Annotated in this window: 14 protein-coding genes; 4 read left to right on the plus strand and 10 right to left on the minus strand. The window is 59.9% G+C overall.

Annotated features, from left to right (window positions below):
- The first annotated feature begins 24 nt into the window (after nt 1-24).
- Nucleotides 25-414, plus strand: a complete 390-nt coding sequence (locus RRF55_RS15205) for a tautomerase family protein (protein ID WP_004175282.1) — start codon at nt 25-27, stop codon at nt 412-414.
- Nucleotides 415-435: 21 nt separating this feature from the next.
- Here RRF55_RS15205 and RRF55_RS15210 read toward each other — a convergent pair whose 3' ends face one another.
- Nucleotides 436-1167, minus strand: coding sequence for an HPP family protein (locus tag RRF55_RS15210; protein ID WP_002911879.1), 732 nt, complete (start codon nt 1165-1167; stop codon nt 436-438).
- 198 nt (nt 1168-1365) lie between these two features.
- Between RRF55_RS15210 and RRF55_RS15215 the strand changes: the two genes are divergently transcribed.
- Nucleotides 1366-2475, plus strand: a complete 1110-nt coding sequence (locus RRF55_RS15215) for an adenosylhomocysteinase (RefSeq protein WP_040182625.1) — start codon at nt 1366-1368, stop codon at nt 2473-2475.
- A 42-nt stretch (nt 2476-2517) separates the two neighbouring features.
- Here the strand turns inward: RRF55_RS15215 and cobT are convergent, their stop codons facing one another.
- From cobT to dacD, 6 genes are all read right to left on the minus strand, one after another.
- Nucleotides 2518-3585, minus strand: coding sequence for a nicotinate-nucleotide--dimethylbenzimidazole phosphoribosyltransferase (gene cobT, locus RRF55_RS15220; protein WP_048332909.1), 1068 nt, complete (start codon nt 3583-3585; stop codon nt 2518-2520).
- Between the two features lie 27 nt (nt 3586-3612).
- Nucleotides 3613-4353 (minus strand): adenosylcobinamide-GDP ribazoletransferase, encoded by a 741-nt coding sequence (cobS, locus tag RRF55_RS15225; RefSeq protein ID WP_032415205.1) that lies wholly within the window; start codon nt 4351-4353, stop codon nt 3613-3615.
- A gap of 314 nt (nt 4354-4667) precedes the next feature.
- Complete coding sequence (locus RRF55_RS15230; RefSeq protein WP_002911883.1) at nt 4668-4991, minus strand: DUF496 family protein; 324 nt, start codon at nt 4989-4991, stop codon at nt 4668-4670.
- Nucleotides 4992-5158: 167 nt separating this feature from the next.
- Nucleotides 5159-6217: an FUSC family protein gene (locus RRF55_RS15235; RefSeq protein WP_002911885.1), complete on the minus strand. Its 1059-nt coding sequence runs from the start codon at nt 6215-6217 to the stop codon at nt 5159-5161.
- 98 nt (nt 6218-6315) lie between these two features.
- Nucleotides 6316-6789, minus strand: coding sequence for a DNA gyrase inhibitor SbmC (sbmC, locus tag RRF55_RS15240; protein ID WP_002911889.1), 474 nt, complete (start codon nt 6787-6789; stop codon nt 6316-6318).
- Between the two features lie 176 nt (nt 6790-6965).
- Nucleotides 6966-8129: a serine-type D-Ala-D-Ala carboxypeptidase DacD gene (gene dacD / locus RRF55_RS15245; RefSeq protein WP_004153104.1), complete on the minus strand. Its 1164-nt coding sequence runs from the start codon at nt 8127-8129 to the stop codon at nt 6966-6968.
- 180 nt (nt 8130-8309) lie between these two features.
- Here dacD and sbcB point away from each other — a divergent pair, with 180 nt between their 5' ends.
- Entirely contained in the window at nt 8310-9734 is a 1425-nt protein-coding gene (gene sbcB, locus RRF55_RS15250) for an exodeoxyribonuclease I (protein WP_004189175.1), read from the plus strand.
- A gap of 223 nt (nt 9735-9957) precedes the next feature.
- Here sbcB and fusA read toward each other — a convergent pair whose 3' ends face one another.
- A complete protein-coding gene (gene fusA / locus RRF55_RS15255; RefSeq protein ID WP_020804128.1) occupies nt 9958-12060 on the minus strand; it encodes an elongation factor G in 2103 nt (700 codons plus the stop codon).
- 239 nt (nt 12061-12299) lie between these two features.
- On the opposite strand from fusA, the gene RRF55_RS15260 reads away from it, so the two are divergent.
- The gene (locus RRF55_RS15260) at nt 12300-12611 is read left to right on the plus strand and encodes an ArsR/SmtB family transcription factor (protein WP_002912109.1); all 312 of its coding nucleotides are present in this window, start codon (nt 12300-12302) and stop codon (nt 12609-12611) included.
- Between the two features lie 182 nt (nt 12612-12793).
- On the opposite strand, the gene plaP is transcribed toward RRF55_RS15260, so the two are convergent.
- Both plaP and yoeI read right to left on the minus strand, forming a co-directional pair.
- Nucleotides 12794-14152 carry a putrescine/proton symporter PlaP gene (gene plaP, locus RRF55_RS15265; protein WP_004148994.1) on the minus strand — a complete coding sequence of 453 codons (1359 nt, stop codon included), beginning with the start codon at nt 14150-14152 and terminating at the stop codon, nt 12794-12796.
- Nucleotides 14142-14204, minus strand: a complete 63-nt coding sequence (gene yoeI, locus RRF55_RS15270) for a membrane protein YoeI (RefSeq protein WP_096335043.1) — start codon at nt 14202-14204, stop codon at nt 14142-14144. Before yoeI ends, plaP begins: the two co-directional genes overlap by 11 nt.
- Nucleotides 14205-14364 lie beyond the last annotated feature (160 nt).

Here is a 14364-nt window from a genome sequence, read left to right on the forward strand (position 1 = left end):
TCCCTAACGATAAGGAGCACCTGCATGCCATTACTGACATTTGACCTGATTGAAGGCCGTACGGAACAGGAGGTCAAAACCCTGCTGGATGCCGCCCATCGCGCCGTGCTACGCGCCTTCGAGGTACCAGAACGCGACCGTTACCAGATTGTTCATGAAAACAAAGCCCACCATATGGTGATTGAAGATACCGGCCTCGGACTGACCCGCACGCGGGATCTGGTGGTGGTGCGGGTCTATACCAGCCCGCGCAGCGAGGCGCAGAAGCAGCGCTTCTTCGCCATTTTGCAGGAGGAGCTGGCGGAACACTGCGGCCTGAGCGGCGATGACCTGATGGTGTCGATTATCAGTAACCAGAAAGGCGACTGGAGCTTTGGCCGCGGGGTCGCGCAGTATCTTACCGGCGATCTGTAACCCGCAGCCCGCAGTACGCCCTTAGCGGCGGGCTGCCGTCGCGATACGCTGCCGCGCCTGCTGCTCGATATTCTCCAGCAACTCCTGGACATCGTCTTCATCAATGTCGAGGAACTGGCCTTCCAGCAGCGCGGCGTGAATATCTTCCCGGGTGACCGAAATACCCAGCGGCACCGCCCTGGATTTGACCTCCTCCGCCGCCAGCGGATGCGGATAACGGCGGCCAACCAGGTTATTAAACACAATAGCCAGCAGCGCCAGCATCAGCGAGTTGAGGAGCACCGGGGTCAGCACAAAGTGATAGCCTTCGCTGTGCACCCCGGCGCCGCCGAGGATCGCCGTCAGGGCCACCGCGCCGCCGGGGGGATGCAGACAGCGCAGAAAATACATCCCGGCGATGGCCAGAGCCGCCGCTAGACCGCAGGCCAGCGCCGCATCGGGGACCAGCATACCCACCGTGACGCCGATCAGCGCCGACAGCACGTTGCCGCCGACAATCGACCACGGCTGCGCCAGCGGGCTGCTCGGTACGCCAAACAGGAGTACCGCCGAGGCCCCCATCGGGGCAATAAACCACAGATTGACTTCGCCGAGCAGCCAGTGGCTGAACATGCTGGTCACCGCCAGTCCGGTGCCGGCGCCAATGGATCCCAGCACGATATGCCGGCGGGCCACCGGCAGCGCGTGCGGCTTCAGGCGGCCAAGGAAAATCCGCAGCCGTGAAAATATCCCCGCAGGAATAACACTCAACATCGCTTCATCGCTCAAATCATAGGAATTACTTATATTTTATTTTCTTTTTTTAACCTTAAATTAACAACCCTGTCTTTCGCAGGGGATAGCGCGGGCGGCGATGTCCGACGGCATTGTGCTGTGAATTCTCGCGGGGGCTGATAGAATCCCTTTTCGGTCAGGGGGATACCCCTTTTGCGAATTGAAGGTCATAACCCAGTGAATAATAAAATCTCTTTAGCGAAAGAAGTGGCATGGGCCAGCCAGAATATGCCGCGTACCCTGCGTCAGGTCGCCGCGCTGCCCGACCTCAGCGGCGTGCGTCTGGCCTGCTGTATGCACCTCGACATGAAAATGATCCCGCTGGTGCAGGGGATCCTCGACAAGGGCGCTCAGGTCTTTTTAACCACCTGTAACCCCACCACCGTGCAGGACGACGTGGTGGCCTGGCTGGTGGAGCGCGGCGCCGAGGCCTGCGCGTGGCGCAATATGAGCGATGCCGACTGGCAACAGTCATGGGAAAAAGCGATTGCCTGGCAGCCCACTCACCTGTGCGAGATGGGCGCCGATATCACCACCCTGCTCCACCAGCGCGGCGAGTTTGGGAACATCGTGGCGGGTCTGGAAGCCACCGGCTCGGGCGTCAATCGGCTGGGGGATATTCAGCCAGGCTATCCGATCTTTAACTGGGACGATCTGCCGGTCAAAGAGGGGCTGCACAACCGCCATATGGTCGGTCTCACCGCCTGGCACACCTTCTTCCAGACCACTCACCTCACCCTGCATGAGAAAAAAGTGCTGGTGATCGGCTACGGCCTGGTCGGCCAGGGCGTCGCGGCGGCGGCAAAAGCTTTTGGCGGTCAGGTGATGGTGGCGGAGATCGATCCTGCCCGCCGTCTGCAGGCGGCCTACGACGGCTGGCACGTGGTGGACCTCCAGGAGGCAATCGCCTCGGCGGACGTGGTGGCCACAGCGACAGGCGGTAAAAACGTGGTTAATCGCCAGGCGCTGGACCGCGCGAAAGCGGGAGTATTTATCCTTAACGTCGGCCACGTGGCGGAAGAGATCGACGGCGATTACCTGCGCCAGTACCCCCAGGAAGAGGTGATGCCGTATATCAACGCCTACCGCATGGCCGACAAAACCCTCTATCTGCTGGCCAATGGTTCGATGCTCAATCTGACCGCTGGCTTCGGCGACAGCCTGAATGCCTTTGACGTCACCCTCGCGGTGATGGCCAGCGGCATCCGCCATATTGTCACCGACGGCATGCGCGCCCCGGCGAAGGTTTATCTCCTGCCCCAGGCGGTCTGGCAGCAGGCCCTGTAAACCCGGCGCATCGCCTCCATCGCGGGACGATGCGTTTTACCATCAGGACGACGGCGCGCTATCGGGCAACACAATATTGCTCTGCGCCAGCGTTCCCATCTGGTTGTACATCACGCTGGCGGCATCCAGCAGGTGCATCGCCAGCGCGGCGCCGCTGCCCTCTCCCAGGCGCATGTCCATATCGAGATACGGCCGCAGACCCAGCGCGTCGAGGGCGATCTGCGCCCCTTTCTCCGCCGACAGGTGTGAAGGAATAAGATAAGGGTGCGCCGACGGGGCCATGCGGCAGGCGGCCAGGGCAGAGGCATAGGAGAGGAAGCCATCCAGCACCACCGGCAGGCCACAGGAGGCCGCCCCGAGGATCACCCCGGTCATGCCCACCAGATCGTAACCCCCCACCTTCGCCAGGACATCCAGCCCGTCCGCCGGGTTCGGCTGATTATGGGCTATCGCCTGGCGCACCACCGCCACCTTATGGCCCCGCTGCGCCAGCGGCAGATTGGCCCCACAGCCCACCACCGCGTCAGGGTCGCTGCCCGTCAGGACACTGATCGTCGCTGCGGCCGGGGTGGTATTGGCCATTCCCAATTCGCCGACGCCGAAGGCTTTCACCCCGTCGGCAGCGAGCTGGCGGGTGAGATGCATGCTGGCCAGCAGCACCGTCTCCGCCTGCTGGCGGCTCATGGCCGCCGTCCGGGCGATATTCTCGCTACCGCGGGCCACTTTGAGGTTAATCAGGCCCGGCAGCGGGTCGGCATCGATGCCGACATCCACTACCTGCACCCTGGCCCCGGCCTGCGCCGCCAGCACGCAGACGCCGGTGTTGCCCCGCACCATATTGCCGGCATGAATGGCCGTCACCACCTGCGGCGAAGGAGTCACGCCTTCATGCCAGACGCCATGGTCGGCGCACATGACCACAATCGCTTTCTCCGCCAGCGCCAGCTGCCCCTGCAAGCCAGGCAGACCGGCCAGCTGTACCGCCAGCGTCTCCAGACGGCCAAGACTGCCGGGCGGCTTTAACAGGCCATCTATATGCTGCTGAGCGCGCGCCATGCCCGCCACATCGGGCTGCGGAATGGCAGCCAGTAACGCCGAAAATGTTTCCATTCTGTTCCTCACCGTTGGCGTCAGGCCTTACAGCAGCGCCAGTAAAAAGAGTAATTCGCCCAGCTCAATCGCCGCCCCGAGGGTATCTCCGGTCTGCCCGCCGAGGGTTCGCTTCAGCGCCCATCCCAGACCCCAGATCAGCACCAGGGTGATCAGCGCGGCGCGCAGCCCCTGCAGCCCCATCAGGGCGGTGGCCAGCGCGATCGCCATCGCCATCGTCACCAGCGTCTGCTGCAGGCTAATTTTGCCGATAAACAGATTGCCCAGCCCCTTTTCCCGCGCATAGCGATGACGATACATCAGCAGCACCGCCATCCCGCGACCGACGGCGCAGGCCGCCGCCAGGGCTGCGATGGGGTGGATATCACGCAGCAGCAGCTCGCCAATCACCAGCACTTTCGCCACCAGCACGAAGATCAGCGCCAGCCCGCCGTGGGTGCCCAGCCGGCTGTCGCGCATGATCTCCAGCATCCGATCGCGGGTGCGGGCGGAGAAAATGCCGTCGCAGGTATCAGCCAGCCCGTCAAGGTGGAATCCGCCGGTGAGCAGCGCCAGCGCCAGCACGCCGAACAGCGCCGCCAGCGGGACGCCGCACCACGGCTGCAGGAGGAGCGCCACCGCGCCGGCGATGGCGCCGAGCAGTAAACCGACCAGCGGAAAGGTGACGATACTGCGCTGGTACTGTTCGATCTCCAGGCCCTGAGATAACCGCGCCGGGACCGGCAGGCGGCTGATAAACGAGAGTGCAGCAAAGAATGACTTAATCACGTGAGGTTGACTCCTGTCGGCGAAAGCAGCGGAAGAGTTCTGTCGCGCCCGGTCAGCACCTGAATTTGTCTTCTGGCGAATCGATCGTCGGAGAGGTGAGAGGTGTTGAGATATCGCCCTGACGCCGCTGCGTCAGATGCCCGGCCAGGATGAGAGAAACCTTTCCGATATCAATACGTTTTTCGCGGGCCAGTATAGCAAAGTGTCGGTGAGGAGAGGCAGTTGCCGGAACAAAGTTTTCGCAGAAAAAAGCAGGGAAGAGAGGGAAACGCGGAACAGCCCGGCGACGCTGACCGCCGCCGGACCGGCAGGGTTTAGCCTTCGACTTTGGCTTCGCCCATCACTTTCAGTTTTTTCGAGATGTCGCGGCGCTCTTTGGACAGCTCGGCATTTTTGATGATGTAATCATCAACGCGATCTTCGTAATCGCTCTTCATGCTGGCGATGATGCCCTGGATGGCTTCCACGCTCATGCCCGGTTTGATGTAGTCGCTGAGGTTGTCCAGCAGCAGAACGCGCTTCTGGTTATCACGGATCTTTTTCTCAACGTCCTGAATTTCACGCTGCAGTTTGTTCTTACGACGGTACAGACGAACAAACTCCAGTACGTCCTGGAAAGAAGGCTTAGTTGTTTCCATTTTTACACCCCTAATAATTGAGATTCGGATTCGTAAAGCGACTGCGTTATAGGGCTAACATAACTGCTAGCAGCCGCTGATGACAATGTTTTTTCCTTTGCGTTTATCATAACCCTAAACGCTGCTGAATCGAAACAACCCATGTGGTTACCCGGTGCATCTGGTGTTTATTTGCGCAACGCGCGGCAGATCAGATGCGAGAGCAGCTCCAGCTGGCGCGCCAGTTCGATTGAGAGCCAAACATAGCCATGGACCGGGGTTTCCGCCAGGCCGTCATCACCCTGCTCTTTCAGCAGCTGGCGCAGTTCGAGGACGATCTCAGTCAGCTTTTCATTGTTGGCGCGCACAGGCTGAGGGTTCCCTTCGTACAGCGCGTGGGCGATGGACAACAGCGTCTGCTGGGTCATCTGCTGCGTCTCCCGCAGGGTGTGCGCATTGAGCATCACGAAGTGACCCGGACGCGTTGCCCACCAGGCGTTGATCTGCAGCTCCAGCATGCAGACGAGGTTGCGGCTGACGGTCTGGATAGCCTCGAAGATCGCCTTCTGGATGTGCGTCTCTTTGCTGGCGGGGGTGATCAGCCCGCGCATTTTAACCACGTCGTTCAGCGCCTGCTGGAGATGCTTTTCCAGCCGCGGTCGATCCACCAGATTTGGCGAGAAGCCGGCCTGGTAGAGGCGGTTAAAGTTGGTGACATAGCTGGCCATCTGGATGCGCCAGTGGATGAACGCCCGCTGCGGCCAGATGCCGGTAAACAGCATCGCCAGCAGCGAGCCGAAGATCACATCGCCGCTTCGCCACAGCGCGGTATGCATATCGCCGGGCGGCGCCCCGACCACCACCGACAGAGTAATGCCGATCAGCAGCGCCTGATAGGGTTTCTTGCCCAGCGCCAGCCAGCCGCAGAGGAACATCGCCGCCGCGCACCAGAGGACCATCAGCGGCAGGGAGATGAGCTCAAGCTTCAGCGCCACCAGCCCCAGCGCCGAACCGAGGATCGTGCCGCCGATACGCTGAAACGCCCGCGGCACGACGTTACCCCAGAAGGAGATCGGCCCCATCACCACCACCAGAGTGATGAGAGGCCAGGTTCCCTCAGGCACGTTCAGCAGCCGCACCAGCAAAAAAGTGAGCACAAAGGCCAGCGCAATCCGCACACCATGCACCACCCGATAATGGCGATACAAGCGGATCTCAAATGGCTTGAGTGATTTATCAGCGCGCACAACCCTCTCCGGCAAAACGAAAAGGCCAATTGTAACTGCTTTTTCGCCCGGAGCATGCCGGGAATGTAAAAAACCTTGTCCGGAACAGGGGTAAACCGCTACGACGCGACGCGCTCAACGGGAACATACATGTCGATATCCCAGTAGCCGTCGTGGTTGCCGTCGTTAAGATAGACCTCAAAGCAGGGCTGGGGGGCGATGCGATACGCCGTGCTCTGCTGCAGGCTGTCGAAAAACTGCATCCACGGGGTGGCGAAGTCGTAATCCACCACCCGCGCGCGGGCGCAGGCGTAATCCCCGCCGGCAATCGCCGCCAGGATCACCCCTTCGCTGTTGGCGGGAATGACATAATCCTCATCCACGGTGACCGCTGTCGCGCAGCGCAGTTTTTCCGCCGGCACTTCCTCCGGGTTATCGTAGTAGACGGCCACCCATTCGCGGGCGGGCACCTGGTGGTTCTCAACCCACATCATCAGTTGCTCAAACCCCTGCTTGACCGTGTGATCCCAGGGCCCGACCAGATGGAAACCGGCGATGGTTTTCTTGCCGAGGGTGGTGATGCTGTAGTTCATCTTGCCTCCTTTGGAGATAAATCACTGTATGAATATACAGTTAATTTAACAGGAGATCCCCCTTCAGTATGTGCGCGAATTCACAGAGTCGCCACCACACCGCTGTAAAAACAGGCGCCCCGCCAGCACGAGCGACAGGCGAAAAAAAACCGCCTGCAAAGAGGCGGTTGGCGTGGTTACAGCTCGTGATGCAGGTAATCGCTCATTCGCGAGAACACTCCGCCTTTATTGATGCTTTCGAGGGTGACCAGCGGATAGTGCCCCACCACCTTGTCGCCGTCATACAGTGAAATCTCGCCAACCCGCTGATTGGCGGCGATCGGCGCCTCAAGATCCTTCTTATCCAGCACATATTTCGCTTTAATGCGCGACACTTCCGCCTTCGGCAGGGCTAACCAGAAATCCTGATCGGTGCCGAGCTTAATCTGCTCTTTATCGCCGTACCAGATACGCTCGGTGCCGACCTTCTGCCCCTTCTGCAGCACCTGCACGGTATCAAAGTTCTGCTGCCCCCAGTGCAGCAGTTTAGCGGCCTGCTGCTCGCGGCCTTTCGGACTGTCCGCCCCCATCACCACGGCGATCAGCCGGCGCTGGCCATCCACCGCCGAGGCGATCAGGTTGAACCCGGCCCCCGAGGTGTGGCCGGTTTTCAGGCCATCGACGTTCATCGTTTTATCCCACAGCAGACCGTTACGGTTTTGCTGGGTGATCCCGTTCCACGTCAGGCTTTTCTGGCTGTACATGTGGTAGACGTCTGGTTCGCCATGAATAATCGCCCGCGACAGCACCGCGAGGTCATAGGCCGAACTGTGCTGGCCCGGAGCGTCGAGGCCGTGGACGGTTTCGAAATGGGTGTCCCGCAGGTGCAGTTTTTCGACATACTGATTCATCAGGGCGACAAACTGCGGCTGGCCGCCGGCGACATAGTCGGCCAGCGCGACGCAGGCGTCGTTACCGGAGTCGACAATCAGCCCGCGGCTGAGGTCGCGGACGCTGACGCGATCCCCTGGCTTTAAGAACATCAGCGATGACCCGTCGAACACCGGGTTGCCCTTCGCCCAGGCGTCTTTACCCACGGTGACGATATCGTCAAAGGTGATACGATGGCTGTCGATGGCGCGATCGACCACGTAGCCGGTCATCAGTTTGGTCAGACTGGCAGGATTACGCTGCTGATGTTCGTTACCCGCGGTCAGGACCTGACCGGTGGTGTAATCCATCAGCACCCAGGAGCCAGCCTGAATAGAAGGCGGCGCGACCGTAGCAGGTAAGTCGACGGCAAATGCGCAGGAAACGCTCGAAGCGAGCAAAGATACAGCAATAAACAAACGGCCTTTCAACGGCATATCCTCTAGATTTACAGATCCGCCGTCCTTTTTACGGAACTTCGCGTTTCATATCAGGGTTTAATTGCAAGAAAATATGACACAGCGGAGGAAGTTGCTTGCCGCGACCCTTCTGATGACCGGGCAAATCGTTTACCATACCGGTCGCACGCCACCACGGATAATGAACAGACTATGCAAGATAGCGTCAACCAGCCCGGATTTTTATTCCACGATTATGAAACCTTCGGCACCAGCCCTTCCCTCGACCGGCCGGCGCAGTTCGCCGCCATCCGCACCGACGCGGAGCTGAACGTGCTCGGCGAGCCCGAAGTGTTTTACTGCAAACCCGCTGACGATTACCTGCCGCAGCCGCAGGCGGTGATGATCACCGGGATCACGCCGCAGGAAGCGCTGGCCAAAGGGGATAATGAGGCCACATTTGCCCGCCGCATCCACGATCTGTTCACGGTGCCGCAAACCTGTATCGTCGGCTATAACAACGTGCGCTTTGATGACGAAGTGACGCGGAATATCTTCTATCGCAACTTCTATGACCCTTATGCCTGGAGCTGGCAGCACGATAACTCGCGCTGGGATCTGCTCGACGTGATGCGCGCCTGCTATGCCCTGCGCCCGGAAGGGATCGCCTGGCCAGAGAATGACGAAGGGTTGCCCAGCTTCCGGCTTGAACATCTGACCGTCGCCAACGGTATTGAACACCAGAACGCCCATGACGCGATGGCCGACGTATACGCCACCATCGCCATGGCGAAGCTGGTGAAAACCCGGCAGCCGCGGCTGTTTGATTATCTCTACAGCCACCGCAATAAGCGCAAGCTGGCGACGCTTATCGACGTGCCGCAGATGAAGCCCCTGGTGCATGTCTCCGGCATGTTTGGCGCCGCGCGCGGCAACACCAGCCTGGTGGCGCCCCTGGCCTGGCATCCGGAAAACCGCAATGCGGTGATTATGGTCGATCTGGCGGGCGATATGGCGCCGCTGCTGGAACTGGATGCCGATGCCCTGCGCGAGCGGCTTTACACCCCGCGCGCCGAGCTTGGCGATCTGCCGGCGGCGCCGATTAAGCTGGTGCATTTAAATAAATGTCCGGTACTGGCCCAGGCCAATACCCTGCGCCCGCAGGATGCCGACCGGCTGGGGATCTCCATTCAGCGCTGTCTGGAGAACGCCCAGCTGCTGCGGGCGAATCCGCAGGTGCGGGAGAAAGTGGTGGCGGTCTATGCCGAAGCCGAGCCGTTCGTGCCGTCCGAAAACGTCGACGCCCAGCTGTACAATGGGTTCTTTAGCGATGCCGACCGCGCGGCGATGAAAATCGTGCTGGAAACCGAACCGCGCAATCTGCCGGCGCTGGATATTACCTTCGCCGATAAGCGTATCGAACGCCTGCTGTTTAACTACCGGGCGCGCAACTTCCCCGGCACGCTCGATGAACATGAGCAGCAGCGCTGGTTAGAGCACCGTCGTCAGGTGTTTACGCCAGAGTTTTTGCAAGCCTATGCCGATGAGCTGCAGATGCTGTATCAACAGTATGCGGATGATAAAGAGAAGCTGGCGCAGCTGAAGGCGCTGTGGCAGTACGTGCAGGATATTGTCTGATTGGCTGAAATTCCCGGGTTGCGGCTAACGCCTTACCCGGGCTACAAACGATGACCGGGGAGGACGCCTGACCGTAGGCCCGCGCAAGTGCAGCGCCGCCGGGCATTGCGTCCCCAGTTCGTGCTTACCTTTTTGCCCGGTGGCGGCTTCGCCTTACCGGGCCTGGGCGCTGGTACCAGAGTAGCCCGGGTAAGACGCCTCGCGTCGCACCCGGGAACGTTGCTTAGCTTTTCGCGCGGCTGGCGATGATTTCATCCGCCACATTACGCGGCGCTTCCGCGTAATGGTGGAACTCCATGCTGTAGGTTGCCCGTCCCTGAGACATCGAGCGCAGCGTGGTGGAATAACCAAACATCTCCGCCAGCGGCACGTCGGCGCGGATGATCTGGCTGCCGAAGCGCTCTTCCATCCCCTGCACCATCCCGCGACGGGAAGAGAGATCGCCCATAATATTCCCGGCGTACTCTTCCGGCGTCTCCACCTCGACGTGCATCACCGGCTCAAGGATCACCGGGTCCGCTTTGCGCGCGCCCTCCCGGAAGCCGAAGATCGCCGCCATGCGGAACGCCATCTCCGAGGAGTCCACGTCGTGGTACGATCCAAAGGTCAGGGTCGCTTTCACGTCAACCACCGGATAGCCCGCCAGCACGCCGGTGCCCATCGCTTCGCGCAGCCCTTTCTCCACGGAAGGGATGTACTCGCGCGGCACTACCCCGCCTTTGGTGGCGTCCTCGAAGACGAAACCGCTGCCCGGCTCCAGCGGCTCCAGGGTCAGTACGACGTGGCCATACTGCCCTTTGCCGCCGGACTGGCGCACAAATTTGCCTTCCACGTCCGTCACTTTCTTGCGCAGGGTTTCGCGGTAGGTGACCTGCGGACGGCCAATGTTGGCCTCGACGCCAAACTCGCGCTTCATCCGGTCGACAATGATCTCCAGATGCAGCTCACCCATGCCGGAGATAATCGTCTGGCCGGACTCTTCATCGGTATGCAGACGGAACGACGGATCTTCCGCCGCCAGCCGCTGCAGCGCGATGCCCATTTTCTCCTGGTCCGCTTTGGTCTTCGGCTCAATCGCCAGCGAAATCACCGGCTCCGGAAACTCCATCCGTTCGAGGGTAATCACCGCATCCGGATCGCATAACGTATCGCCGGTGGTCACATCCTTCAGACCGACGCAGGCCGCGATATCCCCGGCGTGCAGTTCGTCAACTTCGTGACGGTCGTTGGCCTGCATCAGCACGATACGCCCGATGCGCTCTTTCTTACCCTTCACCGGGTTCCACACCGCATCGCCTTTCTTCAGCGTCCCGGAGTAGACGCGGATAAAGGTCAACTGGCCGACGTAGGGGTCGGTCATCAGTTTGAACGCCAGCGCCGACAGCGGCTCATCGTCGCTCGGATGGCGTTCCGCCGGCTGGCCTTGCTCATCAACGCCCTGTATCGCCGGAATATCCAGCGGCGACGGCATCAGCTCCACCACCGCATCGAGCATGCGCTGCACGCCTTTGTTTTTAAAGGCGCTCCCGCAGAGCACCGCCTGGATTTCCCCCTTCACCGTGCGCTGGCGCAGACCGGCGACGATCTCCGCCTCGTCCAGCTCACCGGTTTCCAGGTATTTATCCATCAGCTCATCGCTGGCTTCCGCCGCCGCCGAGACCATTTTCTCCCGCCACTGCTGCGCCGTCGCCAACAGCTCGTCAGGGACTGGCCCATAGCTGAAGGTCATGCCCTGGGTGGCGTCATCCCACAGGATGGCGCGCATTTTCACCAGGTCGACGACGCCGGTGAAATGCTCTTCTGCGCCAATAGGTATCACAATCGGCACCGGGTTAGCCTTCAGACGGTCGATCATCATCTGCACCACGCGGAAGAAGTCCGCCCCCGGGCGGTCCATCTTGTTGACGAAGGCCAGCCGCGGAACGTGGTATTTATTCGCCTGGCGCCAGACGGTCTCCGACTGGGGCTGCACCCCGCCGACGGAGTCATACACCATCACCGCGCCGTCGAGCACGCGCATGGAACGCTCCACCTCAATGGTGAAATCCACGTGCCCCGGGGTGTCGATGATATTGATCCGGTGCGGCTCGAAGCTGCGGTCCATCCCCGGCCAGAAGCAGCTTACCGCCGCCGAGGTAATGGTGATCCCGCGCTCCTGCTCCTGGGCCATCCAGTCGGTGGTTGCCGCGCCATCGTGTACTTCACCCAGCTTATGGCTCATCCCGGTATAAAACAGGATGCGCTCGGTGGTGGTGGTTTTACCGGCATCGATATGCGCGGAGATACCGATGTTGCGATAACGTTCGAGAGGGATGGGTCGGGGCATGATGCGTCCTTAGTCGTTTTGACGGTCAGTCTGCGGTCGGAATGATCCGCAGTTCATTTAACTGCGTCTATCTTAGTACAACTGTACGAGTATATTCGAACTATTTTTGCTATCATTACGATTGGGCAGGTTGCGGCGGCGCGCGTGGTATCAGAACCGGAGTTTGGGTATAGTAGCCGCCAGCCGCCGATATGGGCTGCGGCTACCATGCGCCGCGCCACCGCCGACACAGGATTATTATGATCGCCAATCACCCCGAACGAGAACAAATTCGCCTGGAAAATGTCCTTTCCGCGCTCGGAAACCCGCTGCGACTGGAGATCATTCGTACGCTGGCCGACGGCAGCGAGCTGAGCTGCAACGCCCTGCGCCAGGAGGAGGTGGCCAAGTCCACCATGACCCACCACTGGCGCGTCCTGCGCGACAGCGGTGTGATCTGGCAACGGCCTCAGGGACGGGAGAACATGATTTCGCTGCGCCGGGAAGATCTGGACGCCCGTTTTCCCGGCCTGCTGGATACGCTGCTGAAAGTTATGGTGCAGGCAGGATAAGCTCTTCTGCCGGGTGGCGCTTCGCTTACCCGGCCTACATAACCATTAAATTTCAGAAGGTTAACCATCACCGTAGGCCCGCGCAAGCGCAGCGCCGCCGGGCAAAAGATATCGCACCGAGCCAAACGAAAAAAAAGCCGGAGGTTTCCCTCCGGCTTTTCTTATTTACATCACGCTATGCCTTAGGCCACATCTTCGTACTGCGGCACCGGGTTGCGGAAGCTTTTGGTCACGCAGGCCAGATAGACCAGACCGATACCGGCCCAGATCAGGCCCAGAATCATCGAGCTCTCTTCCAGGTTGACCCACAGCGCGCCAACGGTCAGGGCGCCGCACATCGGCAGGAACAGATACTGGAAGTGGTCTTTCAGCGTCTTGTTGCGCTTCTCACGGATCCAGAACTGGGAAATCACCGACAGGTTAACGAAGGTAAACGCCACCAGCGCACCAAAGTTAATCAGCGCCGTCGCCATCACCAGGTCGAAGTTAATCGCCAGCAGCGCAATCGCGCCGACCAGGATGATGTTCATCGCCGGAGTGCGCCAGGTCGGGTGCACGTAGCCGAAGAAGCTTTTCGGGAACACGCCGTCGCGGCCCATCACGTACATCAGACGCGCCACGCCAGCGTGCGCCGCCATACCGGACGCCAGTACGGTGATGGTGGAGAAGATCAGCGCGCCAACCTGGAAGGCTTTACCTGCCACGTAGAGCATAATTTCCGGCTGTGACGCATCCGGATCTTTAAAGCGCGAGATATCCGGGAAGTACAGCTGCAGGAAGTAGGTGGCAAAGATGAAGATCAGGCCGCCGATCAGCGCGGTCAGGAAGATCGCGCGCGGAATGACGCGCTCTGCATCTTTGGTCTCTTCAGACAGGTTGCTGATGCCGTCGAAACCGGTAAACGAGAAGCACAGGATCGTCGCCCCGGTAATCATCGGGATCACGTGCGCGTCACCGGACCAGAACGGACGGCTGCTGGCCAACGTACCGGCGCCCTCGCCTTCAAACACGCCATAAATCACCATGCCGAGGATAACGGCGATCAACACCACCTGCAGCACCACGATCACGGTGTTGAAGTTGGCCACGGATTTAATGCTGCGCAGGTTAAAGGCGGTCATAAAGGCGACCAGCGCGATAACAAACACCCACGACGGAATCGAAGGCACCAGCGCTTCAAAATAGATTTTCGCCAGCAGAATGTTGATCATCGGCGCGAACAGGTAGTCGAGCAGCGAGGACCAACCCACCATAAAGCCAACGGTCGGGCTGATGGATTTCTGCGCATAGGTATACGCCGAGCCGGCAGAAGGGTAACGACGTACCAGCTTGCCATAGCTCAGGGCAGTAAACAGGATAGCGATTAACGCAAAGGCGTAGGCCGTCGGCACGTGACCGTCGGTCATACCAGAGACGATACCAAACGTATCGAACAGCGTCATCGGCTGCATATAGGCCAGGCCCATCATTACAACCGGAACTAACGTAAGCGTTTTACGTAATTCCACGCGAGAGGTATTTGGAGTAGCGTTATGCGACATAGTTATCCCCTTTTACGGTGAACGCCAGCGCGTAAGCAAAAAATTGCCCCATTTCTTTCTATTCCTCAGCGACAACGACTGTCGGTTTTTAGTAAATATCTATCCGGTACGAAGCCCGGCCTCTTGGTATTGAATGATGTGTCTTTCGACCAAAAAAATAACCGACACTTTAAAAAAAGCGTCGGCTAGTCTCTGGTTTTCAGGCCGCATAT

Origin of the sequence: Klebsiella sp. K47 (assembly GCF_051858335.1) — a bacterium.
In the GTDB taxonomy this organism is placed as follows: Bacteria; Pseudomonadota; Gammaproteobacteria; order Enterobacterales; family Enterobacteriaceae; genus Klebsiella; species Klebsiella pneumoniae.